Genomic DNA, 12453 nt, shown 5'->3' with positions numbered 1-12453 from the left:
GGGTGGCCGGGTCCGCCGGTTCAGCGCCGGACACGGTAGCCGAAGAGCCGGACGGCATAGCCCGGGGTGTCGTCGTCCGCGGGCTGGATATACCACCGGTCGTCGTTGTCGCCGATCGACAGCTCGTTCCACATCATGTCGATCAGCTTGAGCCTCGCCACGACCGATGCGCTCGGGTCGAGCACGATCGCGTAGGAGAGGTCGGAGAGCCGCTGGGTGACCATGCCCACGGGCTGGCCGTCCCAGATGGCGGGGACCGGGGCGTGGCCGATGTCGACGCCGCACAGCCGCATCTGCTCGACCTCCTCGTCCAGCGCCTCGGCGGCGAGCGCCTGGTCGAGGTTGAGGGCGTCCTCCAGTTCGTCCCGGTCCTCGTCCTCGCGCATGTACGCGTGGTAGGTGCGGTGTCCGCAGGTGCGGCACAGACGCCAGACGACGCACCGGGCGAGCCCGTAGGCCGACTGCGCCTCGCCTATCGCCCGGTAGGTGCTGACCATCCGGCTCGTGCCGCATTCACAGCACAAGGCGGTGAGATCCTGCTTCATCCTTCAGTCCCCCTCCCAGGGCGAGTATGCGATGGGAAACCCTGATTAGGGAACCCGGCGGCTGAAGGAGTTGGGGCAAACTGTCGTCACCAATGACCAAAACCGGTGCGCGCCAGGGATTCTTTTCGTCGGTGGGAATTCGGTGTGAATCAGCGCCGGGGTCTGTCCTGGTCGCTGTTCCCGCTGCCCTGCCCGGCGTTCCGGCGGCTGCGCACGGCGGTGGCGCGGGCGGCGCCCACCGGGGCCAGCCACCGGGCGAGCAGCTGTCCGGCCCGGGGAGCCGGCCCGCTCCCGGTGCCGTCGCGGCGCCGTCCGTGCGCAGTGCCGTCGCGGGCGTGTTCGTTCCCGGCGGCGGAAGCGGGAGGCGCAGTCCCGGCATCGGCATCGGCACCGGAGTCCGCGCTCGGTTCGGTGGAGTCCAGCAGCGGATGCTCGGCGACCTGGTATCGGCGGATGTAGACGCTGAGGAACGCCTGCATGCTGGCGCCGGCCGGCAGCGCGAGCAGCGCCCCGGGTACCCCGAGGATCGCGGCCCCCGCCAGGACCGAGCCGAAGGCCACGGCCGGGTGCATGTCGAGGGTCCGGGCGGTGATCCGCGGCTGGAGCAGGTAGTTCTCGAACTGCTGGTAAACGACGACGAAGACGAGCATCCACAGCGCCGGCCAGGTCCCCTGCATCAGCGCCACCAGCACCGGCACGGCGCCGCCGATGTAGGTGCCCACCGTCGGGATGAACTGGGAGAGGACGCCCACCCACAGTGCCAGCGCGAAGGCGTAGTGGACGTCCAGCACGACCAGCGCCACGTAGTGGGCGAGGGTGGCGACCAGCGCGAGCAGCGCGCGGGAGTAGATGTAGCCGCCGGTCTTGCTGATGGCGATCTCCCAGGCGCGCAGCACCTCGCGCTGCGTGCGCGGCGGCAGCACCGAGCAGATCGTACGGCGGAACCGGGGACCGTCGGCGGTCAGGTAGAAGGTGAACAGCGCGATGGTCAGCCCGTTGAACAGCAGCGACAGCAGCGTCGTGCCCGCCCCCCACGCGTTCTCGGCGAGGCTGGAGGCGTACTGGTCGACCAATCCGGTGGCGTCGGTGATCTCGCTGAGCAGCGTGTCGGGCGCGAACCGGGTGTTGAAGGTGACGTTGACCCAGTTCAGCAGGCCGCGGCTCATCGCGGGGACCTGGTCGATGAACTCCAGCACCTGGCCGACCAGCATCGACCCCAGCACGGAGAAGAACACCACGGCCACGGTGGCCACGCCCAGCATCACCGCGCCGGTCGCGGGGCCGCGCGGCCAGCGGTGCTTGTTCAGCCAGTTGACGGCCGGCTCCAGCGCGAGCGCGAGGAACAGGGATATCAGCAGCAGCACCAGCAGGCCGCGCAGCTGCAGGAACATCCAGCCCGCCACCGCGAACGCGATCACCGTCCAGGCGACCATCATCAGGGCCCGCGGCAGCCACGGCGGCACGCCGTTCTTGTTCGGTGGGGCCGGGGCGGTCATGGGCGCGGGTCGCCTTCCTGCTGCATGTCGCCGCAGCGCGTTTCGCTGTGCGTACGCGGTGCGGCGTCGGGGCACGGTGCCGCGGGCGCCCCGCTGCGCGGCACGGCCGAGCCGGGGTCGGGCATGCGGCCCCGGCTACTCGTCCATCGACAGGCCGCGCTTGTTGCGCGCGGTCCAGTCGCGCATGCGCTGCGGGTAGCCGACGATCTGAACATCGTAGACGGGGGCCGCCAGGTTGCGCGCGACCTTGCGGATGACGTCCGTGGAGCCGACGCGGCGGCGGATCCACTCGCCGTCGGTGGCCACGGCGACCGCCGTCGTGCTGGTGGCGAAGGTCTCAGGTTCGACGAAGAACTCCACGCCCACCTTGCTCTTGTGGAAGTCGATCAGTGCCCGGACGTCGGAGTCCTCGGCAGCACGATCGAAGCGCGCCTTGCCGCGCCGATTGGCCTTGCGGAGCCCGAACCGGTCTCGCCATCCCATAGTCGCCTGCGCTCCCGTCACTGCCGCCGCGCCGGTCGCGGCTGTTTGCAACGTCGCCCCCCGGCTCTCTCATCGAGTCTATCCGCCGGATTGCTCGGCGGTTTCCGCATTCTCGCCGCCTCGCGGTGATCACATTGATACGTTCGGTAGCGTCTCCGGGAGGCGCGCGGCGCGAGCGCGGGCGCCGCCGGGGAACCTAACCGGCACGGAGGAAGACGCGAGGAGTCGGCACCGATGGCGCTGTGGAGATGGCTGGGCGAGACCGCGCGGAAGCTGCGGGCGGACGGGCAGCCCGAGCTGGCAGAGAGCCTGGTGCGGCTCGCGCAGATGGCCGCGGAGGGCCAGGCGGACGCGGCGGCCGAGGCCGTGCCCGCAGCGGAGCGCATCGCCGGCGGTGAGGCCGCGCCGAGCTGGGCCGCGGCGCTGGTGGGGCACTGGCCGCTGGCCGCGCGTGTGGGGGACCGGGCCGAAGGGGATTCGGTCCTGCCCGCGGCGCTCGCGCGCCTGCGCGCCTCCCACGCGGGTGGTGGAGACGCCGCCGGATGCGGTCCCGCCGCCTGCGCGGCCGAACTCGTGCTGGAGTGCTACACCAACATCGACGGCCCCGGCCACGTCGTCGACCGGGCCGCACTGGTGGCCGAGAGCCTCGGCCACACCCGGCCCGGCGAGCCCGCGTGGGAGTCGCTGGTGCTGGCACAGGCCGACATGCTGGTCGACGACGAGCGCCCGGACGAGGCGATCCGCGAGCTGGACGCGCGCGCCGCTGCGGCCCGCGCTGAGGGCGGCGGCGTCAGCCTGGGCTACGCATTCGGCTACGTGCGCGCCCTGCGCCACCTCGACCGCTTCGACGAGGCGCTTTCGGCGCTGGAGCGTGTGGAGGCCGGGATTACCGCCGCCTGGCCCGGCGGCGCGGCCCGTGCGGCGGCCCGCCGCCGCACGGCCGTGGAGCGCGCCCGCGTGCTCGCGTGGCTCGCCCGAGCCGGGCGGCGCTCGCCGGAGGAGGCCCGTGCGGCACTGCCGGAGCTGCGCGAGGCCGACGCCCACCCGCGGATGCGGCCCGGCTGGGCCGAGGCCGCCGAGCACCTGGTGGCGGCCGGAGCGCTGGACAACGACTGGCGCCTGGGTACGACGCTGACCTCGTGGACGCGCTACTTCGAGCGCGTGGGGTCGCGTCGGCTGTGCCTGCGCGTCGGCCTGGTCTGCGCCCGGCTGGCCGTCGCGCGCGGTGCGCGGTGGACGGCCGACTGCGCGCTCCGGCGCGCCGAGCGGTCCCTGGAGCGGGTGCGGCGCGAGGCCGAGGAGTTCGGCGACCTGGAGGAGATCCGCGCCGAGGCCGACCGCCTCGGTCCCCGCGAGGTGCCCGTCGCGGCCGCCGAGGTGCTGCCGATGCTGCGCGGGCAGTCGCCGGAGGACGTCGACCCCGAGCACCAGGCCGACCTCGTGCGCGCGGCGCTGGTGGAGCGTCCCGGCGACGCGTTGCTGCTGAACGCGTTGGGCCAGGTGGGCCGGACCTTGGCGCTGAGTGACGTGGCGGCCGAACTGCACTGGCCCCGCGTGCGCGCGGTCCCCGGCGACCAGAAGGCGGCGCTGTCGCTCTTGGAGACCCTGCTGGCCGACAAGGACACGTCCGGCCTGCGCTCCCTGGTCCGGCTGCTCACCGACGCCGCCGTGCCCGCGCCCGCCCCGCCGGCCGGCGGAGGCGCCGCGGCCTCCACTCAGCGAACGTACCCGGCGGCTCAGGCGAGCCCCGCGCCCGCGGGCTGAGACCCGCCCCGGGTAACCGGGCAACCGGGCGGCTACGCGGCTGGCGTGGGCATTTCCGGTTGATCTTGGAGCCATCGCGAATGGAAAGCGCTTTCCATTCGCGATGGCTCCAAGTCCGACGAATGCGAGCCGTCCGGGGGTGGGGTTCGTCATTGACAGGCATGGGTAATGGTATTAGCTTTTGAGCTAACGAACTTAGCAAAGCTGGGGCGATGCCATGACCGAGTACCTTGCCGTCGAGGACGGCACCATCGCTTACGAGGTGGCGGGGTCCGGCCCGCTGGTCGTACTCGCCCACGGCATGGGCGACAGCCGCGCCGCCTACCGCGCCGTGATCCCTCCGCTGGTGGAGGCGGGTTACCGGGTCGTAGCGGTCGACCTGCGCGGCTGCGGAGAGTCCAGCGTCGACTGGCCGGCCTGGAGCCGGACCGACATCGCCGGTGACCTGCTCGCCGTGATCCGCCACCTGGGCGGCCCGGCAGTGCTCGTCGGCCATTCGGTGTCCGGCGGCGCCGCCACCATCGCCGCGGCGAAGGACCCCGCTCTGGTGACCGCGGTCGTCGAGCTGGCGCCGTTCACCCGCAAGCAGTCGGTAGGGCTCGGAGACCTGCGGGTGAAGCGCTTCCGGCAGGGCATGCTGCGGCTGCTCGGCACGGCCGTCTTCGGCAGTGTGCGGCTCTGGCGCTCATACCTCGACGTGGCCTACCCCGGTGCGAAGCCGGCCGGCTGGTCCGAGCGGATCGACCGCATCGACTCCCTGCTGCGTGAGCCGGGCCGGATGAAGGCCATGCAAGGCATGGGCCGCAGCGCCCCGACCGACGCGGGCGCGCAGCTCGGCGGCGTCCGGTGCCCCGTCCTGGTCGTGATGGGCACCCTCGACCCCGACTGGGCCGACCCGCACGCCGAGGGTTCGGCAGTCGTCGACGCCCTGCCGTCCGGCCTCGGCCGCCTTGAGATGATCGAGGGCGCGGGCCACTATCCGCACGACCAGTTCCCCGACCAGGTGGTGTCGCTCCTGCTCTCCTTCCTGCGCTCGGACACCGCTCGCACCTAGCCAGGGAGCGGCGCCGTTCGACGTGAGGGCCCCGGGCCGCGGCTGATCGCCTTCGCCGCCCGGTGCCTTGTGCTCCCCGGGGACCGCGGCGCCGGCGCTCGGGTGAACCGGCCCTGCGCGGGGGAGGGGCGAGCCGGGTGAGTGCCCGTACTCAGCCGCGGTCGGCCGATGGCTGGCAGTATCGCTGCCTATGGCAGACGAGCGCGACGGAACGCATGAGACGAGTCCCGACGACTACGACCCGAGATGGTTCGTGCCACCTCTCATCGGTACGGTGCTCGCCCTCATCACCGGACCGGTGGTGTTCCTGTACCTGGGGCTCGGGCTCGTGGGCCTTGAGATCTGCTCCACCTCCTGCGGCCGCTCGACGGCGATCTGGTACTTCGCCGTGTTCTGGGCCCTGGCCGCCCTGGTGACCGCCGTGGGCGTGTGGTTGGGACCCCACAGCCGCGGGTGGCGGGGGTTCAGGACCGGAGGCGTGGTGGCCATGGAGACCATGGCGGTGATGGCGATCGTGCTGGTGTTCGCGACGTAGTGCCCGCGCCGCGTGTCCCGCGCGTGCCCGAAGGCCGAGAGCGGCGGGCGCCACCGTTCAGCGGGACGGGCTCGCGCGCGGAGCCGAGCCGTCACGTCTGGGGCACGCGTGTCAGGGCGGCGCCTGAGCGGTAGGCGAGTGCGGCTGCGGGGAGCCGGGTCGGGCGGCCGCTGGCCAGGACGGCGACGCCGCCGGTCAGGGGGAGCTCAGGGGCCGCAGCTATGCCGAGGCGGCGCAGGGTCTGGGCGGCGACGGCTCCGGCGGCGGTGAACATCTCCGCGCGGCCGCCGAGGGCGTCCGATATGCGCTGCTCGACGAGGTCGTAGTGGGTGCAGCCCAGAACCACCGCGGTGGTCTGCGGCGGGGTGCGCGCGACCGCATGCGCGATCGCCGCGTCGATCGCGCGGGGTGCGGCCGACTCGATCGCCTCGGCGAGTCCCGGGCAGGGCACCGGCACGACCTCCACGCCCTGGCCGAACTCCTCGATGAGGCTCTGCTGATAGCGGCTGCGGGAGGTCGCCACCGTCGACCACACGGCCACCGGTCCGCCGCGCGCCGCGGCGGGCTTGATCGGCGGGACGGTGCCGACGACGGGGGTGTGCGGTTCGAAGGCTTCGCGCAGCGACGTGAGGCCGTGCACGGAAGCCGTGTTGCACGGCACCACGATCGCGTCCGGCGCGACGGCGCCGGTCGGGGAGGGGGCGCCGGTCCCGGTACGCGCCTCGCCGCGGCCCCCGGCGCCGAGGGCCGCCCGGGCGCCGGCGAGGACCCGTTCCACGATCGCCTCCGGAGCGCGGGCGCCCCAGGGCATGTGGTCGGGGTCCATGGAGAGGACCAGGTCCGCGTCGGGCCGGGCCGCGCGCACGGCGGCGGCGGTCGACAGCATGCCGATCCCGGAGTCGACGAAGGCGATGCGCACGTTGGCCGATCCTACGCTGCCCGCCGAGAGCGCGCCCGCACCGGACTGTGGCATATCACCGTTGATCTATTCCCAAAACAGCGGAGCTAGCACCTCTGAGCTGGGCAAACGCACTCCATCGCGAGGCGCCCACGAAATCCCGTTATCGTTCCGTGACATTCCCTGAAGTGGGTCTGGAGCGGGCCGGTTCACCCTCGTTTTGTTCCTCCGGTACGGCCGACCAGAGGGAGGCCCCACACAGCTTGTAGCCATCGCAAATGGAAATCGCTTTCCTTCACGATGGCTACAAGATCAACGGGGTCGGGGCCCGGTGGATCGCTCCGGTGCCGCCCGCGCTCTCCCGGTGCCCGCCCCTCCGCGTGTCGGGGCCCGCCGGGCCGCTTCGCGTCCGCTTGGCTGGGTTGGGCGGGGCACAGCCCTGCGGCCGCAATCGGCCGCCCCGGCTCGCGTGAGGTATCGGCCGTGGGGCAGTGGGGAACATGATGTGGAGCGCCTGTGACCGGGCGGCCGGGGGAGTGTGCGCATCTGGCGGGGGAATTCCCAGGTGTGCGGGTTGCACTGGTCACAGGCCCCGTTGGGCTACTGGCGGGTAAGAGGGGAATAGGGTGTTCCACGGTCTGCCTCCATCGTCGGCGGCAGGTTAGGACGGCAGCGGCGCGGCGGCGCGCCGAGCGGGTTGAGAAGCGGGTGAGAGCGATTCGTCAGTCATCGCAGCGGGACTTCGCCGATCACGTCGAGGCCGTGCAGCGGCTCCAGCGCGACTACGCACGCCTGCCCGCGGACGCACCGGTCCGGCTGGCCAAACCCACGTCGAACCTGTTCCGCTTCCGCGACGACTCCGGCGCCCCGCGCCTGGACGTCTCCGCCTTCGACTCCGTGCTGGCCGTGGACCCCGTCGATCGCGTGGCCGACGTCGGCGGCATGACCACCTACGAGGACCTGGTCGCGGCGACCCTGCCGCACGGCCTGATGCCGCTGGTGGTCCCGCAGCTGCGCACCATCACCCTCGGCGGCGCGGTCACCGGCCTGGGCATCGAGTCGTCCTCGTTCCGCAACGGCATGCCGCACGAGTCGGTCGAGGAGATCGAGATCCTCACCGGGTCCGGCGACGTCGTCACCGCCCGCCGCGACAACGAGCACAGCGAGCTGTTCTACGGCTTCCCCAACTCCTACGGCACGCTGGGCTACAGCCTGCGACTGCGTATCGAGCTGGAGCCGGTCAAGCCGTACGTCCACCTGCGCCACCTGCGTTTCGGCGGCACCAAGGAGGCGATGGAGGCCTTCTCGCGCATCTGCGGCGACGGCGAGCACGACGGGGAGCGGGTCGACTTCGTCGACGGAGTCTCCTACGGCCCCGGCGAGCAGTATCTGACCGTGGCGTCGTTCGTCGACCACGCGCCCTGGACCAGCGACTACACCGGCACCGACATCTTCTACCGGTCCATCCCGCGCTTCGCGGGCCCCGGCCCCGGCGACTACCTGACGGCCCACGACTACCTGTGGCGCTGGGACACCGACTGGTTCTGGTGCTCGGGTGCGTTCGGGCTGGGCAGCCCCGCCGTTCGCCGCCTGTGGCCGCGCTCGCTGAAGCGCTCGGACGTGTACCGCAAGCTGGTGGCGCTGGACCGGCGCACCGACTTCAGCCGCCTGCTCAACCGCTACCGCGGCCGTCCCCAGCAGGAGCCGGTCATCCAGGACATCGAGGTCGGCGTCGAACGCGGTGCGGAGTTCCTCGACTTCTTCCACGCCGACATCGGCATCTCTCCGGTGTGGATGTGCCCCCTTCGGCTGCGCGAGACCGCGCCGCCGGCCGCGGGGCGCGCTCATGTGTGGCCGCTGTACCCGCTGGAGCGGGAGCGGCTCTACGTCAACTTCGGGTTCTGGGGCATGGTCCCCATGCGCCCTGGGCAGCGGCGCGCCCACCACAACCGGGCGGTCGAGGAGGAGGTCTCCCGGTTGGGCGGCCACAAGTCGCTGTACTCGGACGCGTTCTACTCCGAGGACGAGTTCTGGCGGTTGTACAACGGCGAGGGGTACCGAGGGCTCAAGCGGGCCTACGACCCCGACGAGCGTCTCCTCGACCTCTACGCCAAGTGCGTCGGTAACAAGTGAGGCGCCGGCCCACGGCGCGGTGTGGGCTGACGCAGGTGAGAAGGGAACAATCATGCGGCTAGCGGAGATCTTCGAACGCGTCGTCGGGAAGGACGCGCCTGTTCGCTTCCGCGCCTATGACGGCAGCACGGCCGGCGACCCCGAGAGCGACACGACGCTGGTCGTGCGCAATCCGGCGGCGCTGAACTACCTGGCCCAGTCGCCGGGGGCGATGGGGCTAACACGTGCCTACGTGGCCGGCCACATCGACCTTGAGGGCGACATGTACACCGCCCTGGACCGGATGACCGGCGTCGCCTTCGGCGACGGCGTGCGGACGTCGCCGGCGGAGCTGGCGAAGATCGTCCGCGGAATCGGATGGGTGAAGTTCGTCAACCGCATCCCGCCACCGCCGCAGGAGATGCGCCGCGGCCGGCTGTCCTGGCTGGGCACCAGGCATGCCAAAGACCGCGACGCCGAGGTGATCCACCACCACTACGACGTCTCCAACGCCTTCTACGAGCTGGTGCTGGGCCCGTCGATGACCTACACCTGCGCGGTCTTCGGCAGCGACGACGCGTCGCTGGAGCAGGCCCAGTACGACAAGCACGACCTCGTCGCGCGCAAGCTCGGCCTGGAGGAGGGCATGCGGCTGCTCGACGTCGGTTGCGGGTGGGGCGGCATGGTGATGCACGCCGCCCGCGAATACGGCGTCAAGGCGCTGGGCGTGACGCTGTCCAAGGAGCAGGCCGAGTGGGCGAGCAAGCGCATCGCCCAGGAGGGGCTGACGGATCTGGCCGAGGTCAGGCACATGGACTACCGCGACGTGCCCGACGGGATCTATGACCGCATCAGCTCCATCGGCCTGACCGAGCACATCGGCAAGAAGAACCTGCCGGACTACTTCGCCGGGCTGAACGACAAGCTCAAGCCGGGCGGGCGCCTGCTCAACCACTGCATCACGCGCCCGCGCAACGACCTTCCGGCGATGAAGCCGGGCGGCGTGATCAACCGCTACGTCTTCCCGGACGGGGAGCTGGAGGGCCCGGCCGAGATCCAGATGCGGATGAACGACGCCGGCTTCGAGATCCGCCACCAGGAGAACCTGCGCGAGCACTACGCGCTGACGCTGCGGCACTGGGCCGACAACTTGGACCGCAACTGGGACGCGGCGGTGCGCGAGGTCGGCGAGGGCACGGCCCGCGTGTGGCGGCTGTACATGAACGGCTGCATCCTCGGCTTCGAGCGCAACGTCGTCCAGCTGCACCAGATCCTGGGCGTCAAGCTCGACGGCACAGCTGCGCACATGCCGCTGCGGCCGCGTTTCGAGCGGTCGTAGCAGGCGGCGGCCGGGTCCGCCCGTGGACACGGGGTCGGGCCCGGCCGCCGCCGCGACCGTCCCGCCCCGGGCGGCGCGCGGAGCCGGGCTGGTGCCCATCCGGGACACGGCTGCGGGCATCATGGGAGTATGCCTGGCACAGACGACACGGACCGCACGAAGCAGCTCGCTATCACGCTGGTCGACGCCTACGTCCGCAAGGACCGCGACCTGTTGGACAGCACCCTGGCCGACATCGGCGACGACACCGACGCCACCGTTTCCGAGCTCAAGGTCTTCGGTTCCTTCCTCTCCCGGCGCGTGCAGGAGACCGGCGTGGTCTGGAAGCCGGCCGACTCGCGCGAGGCCGTCGCCTCGACCGTCGCAGACATGCTCCCTCCCGAGGTCGAGTTCGCCGTGATCACGGTGTGGGAGGCCTACTCGGTGGGCGAGGAGGAGGCCGCCGAGCGCTTCACCAACGGCGATCCCGCCATCTATCTGCACATGCTCGCCGCATTCTCGGCGGCCATCGGCCTAGCGGTGTACAAGCCCGCCGAGCTGATCTCCACGCTGCGCATCGCCACGGGCGGTGAGGAGTAGCCGGAGCTGTCGGCGTGCTGCGGCGGCCACGGCGGGCGCCGCGGCGCCCGCCGGCGCCGGCCACCCGCCCCAGCACCGTTGATCTTGTAGCTATCGTATAGGGAAATCGCTTTCCTTCACGATAGCTACAAGATCAACGGGGTTCGGGCACGTGGGGCCCCCGAGGAACCACGACGACCTGCATGCGTTCTCCGGGATTCCGGGGGGACCGGTCGGCCTCCAGGCCTCGCGGGTGCTTGACACAATGTGGTTGCGTGTAAAGAGTGTGTGTGACGTCTCCGGCAACAGCCGCAAGGAGTTCACCCCTCATGCCCCAGCCGCCCGCCGTCGGCGCGCTGCCCGACATCTCCGGCATCGACCTGTCCGACGACGAGTTCTGGAAGCTGCCCCCGGAAGAGCGGCACGCCGCCTTCGCCCGCCTGCGCAGGCACCCGCCCCAGTTCTACGCCGAGCCCGACATGGGCCCGCTGCCGCCCGGCCCCGGCTACTATGCGCTGGTCACCCACGCCGACGTGGCCGAGGCCAGCCGGGAGCCCGGCGCCTTCGCCTCCGAGCCCAGCGCCGTCTCGATCCCGGACATGCCCCCGGACTTCGCCGAGTACTTCGGTTCGATGATCAACCTCGACGACCCCCGGCACGCCCGGATGCGGCGCATCGTCTCCCGCGGGTTCACCCCGCGCATGCTCGCCCGGCTGCAGGAGGACGTGGAGCGCCACGCCGCCCGCATCGTCGACGACCTCCTCGCGACCGGCCCGTGCGACTTCGTGTCCCAGGTCGCCGCCCGCCTGCCGCTGGTGGTCATCTGCGAGATGATGGGCATCCCCGAGGAGCGCCACCGCGAGGTACTGGAGAACTCCAACGTGGTGCTGGCGGGCAACGACCCCGACTACCTCGGCAGCGACGCCGAGACCGCGATGGCCCGCCTGCTGGAGGCGGGCGAGAGCCTGTCGCGGCTGCTGGCGGAGCTGGCCGCGCAGCGGCGCGCCGAACCGACCTCCGACCTCACCTCGGCCCTGGTCAACGCCAACGTCGACGGCGAAGCGCTGACCGACCAGGAGCTGGGCTCGTTCTTCATCCTGCTGGCCGTGGCCGGCAACGAGACCACGCGCAACGCCATCAGCCACGGCCTGCGCCTGATCACCGAGTACCCCGAGCAGCGCGACCTGTGGTGGTCGGACTTCGAGACCCACGCGTCCGGCGCCGTCGAGGAGATCGTCCGCCACGCCTCGCCGGTCGTGTGGATGCGCCGCACGCTCACGTGCGACTACGAGCTGAACGGGCACCGCCTGAGCGCCGGCGACAAGGCGGTGCTCTTCTACGCCTCGGCCAACCGCGACGCCGCCGTCTTCGACGACCCCGACACCTTCGACATCACCCGAAGGCCCAACCCGCACCTGGGCTTCGGAGGCCCAGGCCCGCACTTCTGCCTCGGCGCCCACCTCGCGCGGCGCGAGGTCACCGTGATGTTCCGCGAGCTGCACCGGCGCGTGCCCGGCATCCGGGCTGCCGAGCGCCCCAGGCGGCTGGCGTCCAGCTTCGTCAACGGGATCAAGTCGCTGCCCTGCGCCTTCTGACGGCGGTCCCGCCGGCGGCCGCCGAAAACGCCGGACACGGTATGTGCCGCCGACCGGTTCGGCGAACGGACGGT

General features: G+C 71.6%; 11 protein-coding genes. 7 read left to right on the top strand and 4 right to left on the bottom strand.

All coding sequences use genetic code 11. The features are described from left to right. Positions 1-20 precede the first annotated feature (20 nt). The 3 genes from RM446_RS21665 to RM446_RS21655 all read right to left on the bottom strand — a co-directional run bounded on the left by RM446_RS21665 (position 21) and on the right by RM446_RS21655 (position 2524). Positions 21-545, bottom strand: a complete 525-nt coding sequence (locus tag RM446_RS21665) for a DUF6315 family protein (protein WP_311547239.1) — start codon at positions 543-545, stop codon at positions 21-23. Positions 546-694: 149 nt separating this feature from the next. Next, on the bottom strand, positions 695-2041 hold the full coding sequence (locus RM446_RS21660) for an AI-2E family transporter (protein WP_311547238.1): 1347 nt from the start codon (positions 2039-2041) through the stop codon (positions 695-697). 135 nt (positions 2042-2176) lie between these two features. Continuing rightward, complete coding sequence (locus RM446_RS21655) at positions 2177-2524, bottom strand: hypothetical protein (RefSeq protein ID WP_311547237.1); 348 nt, start codon at positions 2522-2524, stop codon at positions 2177-2179. A 234-nt stretch (positions 2525-2758) separates the two neighbouring features. Here RM446_RS21655 and RM446_RS21650 point away from each other — a divergent pair, with 234 nt between their 5' ends. The 3 genes from RM446_RS21650 (at position 2759) to RM446_RS21640 (ending at position 5877) form a co-directional block, all read left to right on the top strand. Then, positions 2759-4288 (top strand): hypothetical protein, encoded by a 1530-nt coding sequence (locus tag RM446_RS21650; protein ID WP_311547236.1) that lies wholly within the window; start codon positions 2759-2761, stop codon positions 4286-4288. Positions 4289-4505: 217 nt separating this feature from the next. Next, the gene (locus tag RM446_RS21645) at positions 4506-5342 is read left to right on the top strand and encodes an alpha/beta fold hydrolase (protein ID WP_311547235.1); all 837 of its coding nucleotides are present in this window, start codon (positions 4506-4508) and stop codon (positions 5340-5342) included. Between the two features lie 190 nt (positions 5343-5532). Next, a complete protein-coding gene (locus tag RM446_RS21640) occupies positions 5533-5877 on the top strand; it encodes a hypothetical protein (RefSeq protein ID WP_311547234.1) in 345 nt (114 codons plus the stop codon). A 91-nt stretch (positions 5878-5968) separates the two neighbouring features. Here RM446_RS21640 and RM446_RS21635 read toward each other — a convergent pair whose 3' ends face one another. After that, positions 5969-6796, bottom strand: a complete 828-nt coding sequence (locus RM446_RS21635) for a glutamate racemase (protein WP_311547253.1) — start codon at positions 6794-6796, stop codon at positions 5969-5971. Positions 6797-7483: 687 nt separating this feature from the next. On the opposite strand from RM446_RS21635, the gene RM446_RS21630 reads away from it, so the two are divergent. The 4 genes from RM446_RS21630 (at position 7484) to RM446_RS21615 (ending at position 12379) form a co-directional block, all read left to right on the top strand. Next, entirely contained in the window at positions 7484-8908 is a 1425-nt protein-coding gene (locus tag RM446_RS21630) for an FAD-binding oxidoreductase (protein WP_311547233.1), read from the top strand. Between the two features lie 52 nt (positions 8909-8960). Continuing rightward, entirely contained in the window at positions 8961-10226 is a 1266-nt protein-coding gene (locus RM446_RS21625; protein WP_311547232.1) for a cyclopropane-fatty-acyl-phospholipid synthase family protein, read from the top strand. A gap of 129 nt (positions 10227-10355) precedes the next feature. Further along, the gene (locus RM446_RS21620; protein WP_311547231.1) at positions 10356-10805 is read left to right on the top strand and encodes a hypothetical protein; all 450 of its coding nucleotides are present in this window, start codon (positions 10356-10358) and stop codon (positions 10803-10805) included. A gap of 308 nt (positions 10806-11113) precedes the next feature. Continuing rightward, on the top strand, positions 11114-12379 hold the full coding sequence (locus tag RM446_RS21615; RefSeq protein ID WP_311547230.1) for a cytochrome P450: 1266 nt from the start codon (positions 11114-11116) through the stop codon (positions 12377-12379). Positions 12380-12453 lie beyond the last annotated feature (74 nt).

The organism is Streptomonospora wellingtoniae, from assembly GCF_031845375.1.
Classification (GTDB): domain Bacteria; phylum Actinomycetota; class Actinomycetes; order Streptosporangiales; family Streptosporangiaceae; genus Streptomonospora; species Streptomonospora wellingtoniae.
This window is presented reverse-complemented; position numbering and strand designations above follow the sequence as displayed.

Coding starts and splice junctions, on each gene's coding strand:
- RM446_RS21665 (WP_311547239.1), bottom strand. CDS start 545: ATGAAGCAGGATCTCACCGCCTTGTGCTGTGAATGCGGCACGAGCCGG.
- RM446_RS21650 (WP_311547236.1), top strand. CDS start 2,759: ATGGCGCTGTGGAGATGGCTGGGCGAGACCGCGCGGAAGCTGCGGGCG.
- RM446_RS21640 (WP_311547234.1), top strand. CDS start 5,533: ATGGCAGACGAGCGCGACGGAACGCATGAGACGAGTCCCGACGACTAC.
- RM446_RS21655 (WP_311547237.1), bottom strand. CDS start 2,524: ATGGGATGGCGAGACCGGTTCGGGCTCCGCAAGGCCAATCGGCGCGGC.
- RM446_RS21645 (WP_311547235.1), top strand. CDS start 4,506: ATGACCGAGTACCTTGCCGTCGAGGACGGCACCATCGCTTACGAGGTG.
- RM446_RS21625 (WP_311547232.1), top strand. CDS start 8,961: ATGCGGCTAGCGGAGATCTTCGAACGCGTCGTCGGGAAGGACGCGCCT.
- RM446_RS21620 (WP_311547231.1), top strand. CDS start 10,356: ATGCCTGGCACAGACGACACGGACCGCACGAAGCAGCTCGCTATCACG.
- RM446_RS21660 (WP_311547238.1), bottom strand. CDS start 2,041: ATGACCGCCCCGGCCCCACCGAACAAGAACGGCGTGCCGCCGTGGCTG.
- RM446_RS21615 (WP_311547230.1), top strand. CDS start 11,114: ATGCCCCAGCCGCCCGCCGTCGGCGCGCTGCCCGACATCTCCGGCATC.